Source organism: Streptococcus sp. GMD1S (assembly GCF_000296875.1).
Classification (GTDB): domain Bacteria; phylum Bacillota; class Bacilli; order Lactobacillales; family Streptococcaceae; genus Streptococcus.
The window spans coordinates 1-5,338 of sequence record NZ_AJQY01000336.1 but is presented as its reverse complement, the minus strand read 5'-3'; the positions used below and the strand labels follow the sequence as shown (position 1 = coordinate 5,338).

At 32.1% G+C, this 5,338-nt stretch carries 4 protein-coding genes; all 4 read left to right on the top strand.

The window, feature by feature from the left end; all coding sequences use genetic code 11:
• Positions 1 to 393, top strand: a 393-nt coding sequence (locus tag GMD1S_RS09905) for a thymidylate synthase (protein WP_000463116.1), incomplete at its 5' end; no start/stop codon positions are given.
• A 635-nt stretch (positions 394 to 1,028) separates the two neighbouring features.
• Positions 1,029 to 1,919 (top strand): helix-turn-helix domain-containing protein, encoded by an 891-nt coding sequence (locus tag GMD1S_RS09900; RefSeq protein ID WP_000787635.1) that lies wholly within the window; start codon positions 1,029 to 1,031, stop codon positions 1,917 to 1,919.
• Between the two features lie 223 nt (positions 1,920 to 2,142).
• Positions 2,143 to 3,339 (top strand): streptosactin maturase GggB, encoded by a 1,197-nt coding sequence (locus GMD1S_RS09895; protein WP_000909921.1) that lies wholly within the window; start codon positions 2,143 to 2,145, stop codon positions 3,337 to 3,339.
• A complete protein-coding gene (locus GMD1S_RS09890) occupies positions 3,332 to 4,876 on the top strand; it encodes a streptosactin export ABC transporter GggC (RefSeq protein ID WP_000913380.1) in 1,545 nt (514 codons plus the stop codon). The genes GMD1S_RS09895 and GMD1S_RS09890 overlap by 8 nt, the downstream gene beginning before the upstream one ends.
• Positions 4,877 to 5,338 lie beyond the last annotated feature (462 nt).

Below are 5,338 nucleotides of genomic sequence, written 5' to 3'. Positions count from 1 at the left end.
GGTCTTCTTCCATGCGCCTTTCAGACCATGTTTGATGTCCGTCGGGTTGATGGGGACATCTATCTGGATGCGACCTTGACCCAGCGTTCGAATGATATGCTGGTGGCCCACCACATCAATGCTATGCAGTATGTGGCTCTTCAAATGATGATTGCCAAGCATTTCGGATGGAAGGTTGGGAAGTTTTTCTATTTTATCAACAACCTTCATATCTATGATAATCAGTTTGAACAAGCAGAGGAATTGCTCCGTCGTGAGTCGTCAAACTGCCAACCACGTTTGGTCTTGAATGTACCAGATAAGACTAATTTCTTTGACATCAAAGCCGAGGACTTTGAGTTGGTTGACTATGATCCGGTTAAGCCACAGCTGAAGTTTGATTTGGCTATTTAAGAAAAATGTAAATATCCTTCTATGACTAACACCTCATAAGTTAGACAGAAAAATCTAACTTATGAGGTGTTTTCTTATGTTGTAATTTATGAGGATAAAGTTCAAATTTATAATCTGCAAAAGCAGGCTTTTCGTCAACTGTAGTGGTCTAGCGAAAAGCCTTTTTAAGACAGGTATAGGAGTCATTGTGCTGACTATAGTTAAACTTTTTCGGACTAAGCATATCCTTCTGTCTGCTAGGACGAGTGTAAGGAGAGATAGGAGTGATGTCTTAATTCAGTAAGAACTTAAGTTTAATGGGAGTTTTGTAACTGGAATTCGCGATAATGTAAGAAAGTTTGATGTTTTCTATCTAGCTAAAGAGGGCAGGCAATACCTGACTGTTACGTACATTACCTGCCTCCAAACTATAAGCCTGCGCTCAGCAGTACTTATCGCTGAGCAGTCTAGGCAAAACTCTCCTTAGAAATTAAGATTATCCAACTCCGATAATAATAATTCCTTCTAGTAAAAAGAGTAGGAGTGGTAATATTTTTTGTTTTTTCATGTGTAATCCTCACTTTTGTTTTTTTTATTATATGTTATTATTGGGGTGAATAAAATATATTCCCATATATGCGTGATGGAGGTTCAGAATGAAAAATTTTGGAGAAATTTTTAAAAAGTTTAGAGAATCAAGAGGATTGCGGTTAAAGGATCTCACGAAGGCTGGTATATCAACATCTCAGCTTTCACGTTTCGAAAAAGGAGAAACGGATTTAACCATTTCAAAGTTTATACATATTCTAAATGAAATTAACATGCCAATTGATGAATTTATGTATGCCGTTCATGATTTTCATCGTGATGAACTAAATGAACTATTAGCTCAGGTTAGGAAATGTGTAACGACTCGCGACATTGAAGGGATGAAGAGATTGTTGATATCTCAAATGGAAAATGAAGGAAAACGAGAGAAATTTCATCATATAAATACCATTTTAGTTAAAATTCGCCTTCAGGATTTATCGGGAGAAAAATACTATAATGAAACAGATTTGGATGATTTAACCGATTATCTATTTGGTGTTGAATATTGGGGATATTATGAATTGTTGATTTTCATGAATACTTTGGATGTTCTAAAACATGATGTTTTTATGGTTTTAGCAAGAGAAATGTCTAGACGATCAGATTTTTATAAAGAAATTCCTATTAATCGACGCCTGATTTCAACCATGTTGCTTAATGCTTATATTACCTGTATTGAAAAGAAAAAGTTTATGGATGCTTTGTATTTTGAAAAACAATTGAAACAATGCTTTTTTATCGAGACAGAAATTTATGAAAGACTCATTTTTCTCTATGCTCAAAACCTTTATCGCTATCAAAAAAACGGAAATAAGATTGCAATTATTGAAATGGAAAAATGTATTGGAGCAATAAAATTAGCAGGCAGTAACCACTTAGCAAAGATTTATGAAGGACATTTAAAAAAAGTTTTAGGGGAGGACAGTCGTCAAGCAGATATGGGAAAGAAATTTTGACTGAACTATTGAATGATATAATCATATCATCAAATAAAGGAGGACAATAAAATGGATAATCTCAAAATTATCGATTTGGAAGAATTACTAGCCAATAAATCAGCCTATGTTATTCATGATTGCGGCCCTAGTCATTCTTGTGGTGGAGGTCGGTAACGACTATCTTATTTTTATTGTGAGAGGGATTTTTATTCCCTCTCTATGTTATATAGGGGGAATAATTATGTTAAAAGCATTTATTACAGAATCCGATACTCTTTATTTTAATTCTGAAACCTTTACTTTATCAACTTCAATAGATGATTTGAATAATAATATCAAAAAAGAAAACGATTATAATATTTTAAAAAAAGTAGTAATCAATATTTCAAATAACTGTAATCTTTCATGTACATACTGCTATGCTGATGGTGGTAATTACGGAATGATGAATCAACTGATGAATATTGATACAGCAGATAAAATTATTGATCAGCTAGTCTCTCGCAGAATTCAATGTATAAAGAGATTAATCCTTTTTGGAGGCGAGCCGTTTTTAAATATTGATTTGTTTGTTTATATTATTGAAAAGCTATCTAAAAATATTGAGATTCAAAAAATTGAAACTGTGACAAATGGTACCATCCTAAATAAGAAAGTTGAAATGATGATTAACAATTATCATCCTTTTTTAACAGTTAGCCTTGATGGCCCACAATTGATTCACGATAAGTTAAGAGGCAAGGGAAGTCATAGACGAACATTGAATTTTATTCAGTATTTAAAAGAAATAGATTACGAAAATTTTGAAGTCGCTTCTACTTACACGCGGATGCATCAAATACTTGGATTTCAAAAAGGGGATATCTATAGATATTTTACTGATATGGGTGTTAGATTTAATATCAATAATGTATTTAGCAAAAATAAAATTCTAATAGTTAAAGAAATGGAAATGACTGAAGAAAATAGAAAAACATTTATCGATCAGTCATTCGAAGATATTATCAATAATAATGTTAAAAACTACATTAGCCCGATTGTTTATGATGTGCTACTTTCAATGATTTTTAAAAGTAAGATAGAATCGTTTTGTGATGATATTGATCCAGAAACAACAATAACATTTGATGTTGATGGATCAACTAAATCTTGCTTTAGATTTTGGGGGACCCATAGCAGTGATAAAGTTACACAATTCAATAATAAGGATAACTTTTCTAAGTGTAAAGATTGTTGGTGTAGAGGAATGTGCATGGAATGTGTCGCAAATATGATTGATGGCTATTCATCAATTATTTCTGAAGAAGGAAAATTTATTGAGTGTAAAAAACAAGATTTAATGGAATACTGTATTTATAAAATTATTGAATTGAGTAAGGATAAAGAGCGTTTAACAAAATTAGTTAACAATTTTGAAAGGTTCATTAGATATGCTTAAAAAGTTCATCACAAAAAAACATTTGGTGCTCTATTTTATTTTCATTGCTATTACGTGGTTAGAGGCTATCATCACACCAACCTTGGTATCGATGATTATAGCCAGTTTTGAGAAGAAGATTCTGGATGATTTATGGATAGCCCTTACTGTAGGTATAATTGGTAATTTATTTATTCTTATTGGATTGGCTGGGAAAAGGTATTATTATGCCAAGTTAGTAGCAGATTTCACTTGGATCATGAAATATAAATTGTTTGAGCATTTTCTATATAATAAAAATAGTAAAAAAGAGGATATCCTATCCAATCTTGAAAACGATGTCAAACAATTAGAAACGTCTTATCTCGAACCAGCAGTCATTATTATTTCCTCAGTTGGTTTTACAATAGTTTCCATTGTATATGCATTGACAACAAATTTTTGGTTGGGCTGGATATTTATCTTTTTTTACTCTATGCCTGCACTCTGTAGTGGTATAGGTAGTAAAAAATTAGCCCTTATTTCTGAGGAAAAAGCGACGTCGAATCAGGAGTACTTGTCTCAGACAACGAATATCATTGGTGGAGAGAGTGTGATTAAAAATTACGGTGCTATGGATTTCTTCTATTCTCTTTTCAGAAGAGCCTTGTCGAAGAGAATTGATCAGGACATTCGTTATGAACAACAACGTACGATTAATAATATTCTCATTAATAGTATTGACGCATTTTGTTCGGTAGTTCCCATCATTATCGGTGGTATAATGACTTATTATAATTATTTGTCAGGAGCTAGTTTTGTTGCAATTTATCTAGTATCTCATAACATAGGCTATCAATTCAATGAATTGTCATATTTTATCAATACCTATAAATCAAGCAAGCAGCTTAGGAATCGTTATGATTTTCTACTTCAAGATGCGATTATACAAACAGATGACCTGTCTTCAACATCACTTTTTCCTATCTTAGTTGATTGCGTCAGTTTAAGTTTTGAAGATAATATACTTTTTGAAAATCTATCATTTGAAATTAAAAAAGGAGAAAAAATTGCTCTAATAGGTGCAAGTGGTTGTGGTAAGTCAACCTTACTTAACCTCATCTATGGGCAACTATCTCCAGATTTGGGGAAGGTGACTTATGCTGGTCAGATCTTAAATCAAGAGCAAGTTGCCAAATCAGCTTCTTATATTTTACAAGATTCCTATATTTTTGATGGTTTATCACTTGAGGAGAATATTACCCTTGGAGAGTCGATGGATAATATAAAGATGGACCTGATTCTTAATCGAGTAAATCTAGAATTTTTAAAGGGACATCTTCTTTATGGAAATCATCTTTCTGGTGGGGAAAAGCAACGTATAGAAATCGCTCGCAGTTTGTATCATAATAGTGATCTGATTTTGGCAGACGAGGTTAAAGCCAATCTTGATAAAGTGAATTCAAAACAAATTTCAAATATCTTATTAACCCTTCCACAAACCTTGGTTGAGGTAATCCACCATTATGATGAGGAGACACTTGCACAATACGACAAAGTAATTAATTTGTCTCAGTGACAATCAATAAAAAGAGGAAAGTATGTCTCGTTCATTTGTAAAATTATTAGTACGCGAATTGTTTGCATTTGGATGACAGTTAACATCATTGTGTATATATACGTTATTACAAAATCTGATATTGTAAATTTAATAGATTCAATATTGCCTTTTTATGAATAATATAAGTAAAGAATAGTAGCAAACATATTTAATTTACACCTCAATCATGAAATTTTCTGTCTAACTTTCGTAATATAGATTCATACTTTATTTATCAATTCGATTTCTACTTTTTAATTATAAAGTATGGGTTAAAAGTCGTCGAAATCAAAAAACACATAGTATCAGTTTTTTGAATACCTGATACTATGTGTTTTATTGTGGAAATATTTATTGGGCATTCTCCTCAAATTAAGTTTATCCCCAACTTCTTTTGTTGCTTAATGTGATACGCGACGGCGAGCTGCTTTTTTACGGTTT

Bases quoted from the DNA above. Each gene is read 5' to 3' on its own strand.
- GMD1S_RS09900 (WP_000787635.1), top strand. From the start codon at position 1,029: ATGAAAAATTTTGGAGAAATTTTTAAAAAGTTTAGAGAATCAAGAGGA.
- GMD1S_RS09895 (WP_000909921.1), top strand. From the start codon at position 2,143: ATGTTAAAAGCATTTATTACAGAATCCGATACTCTTTATTTTAATTCT.
- GMD1S_RS09890 (WP_000913380.1), top strand. From the start codon at position 3,332: ATGCTTAAAAAGTTCATCACAAAAAAACATTTGGTGCTCTATTTTATT.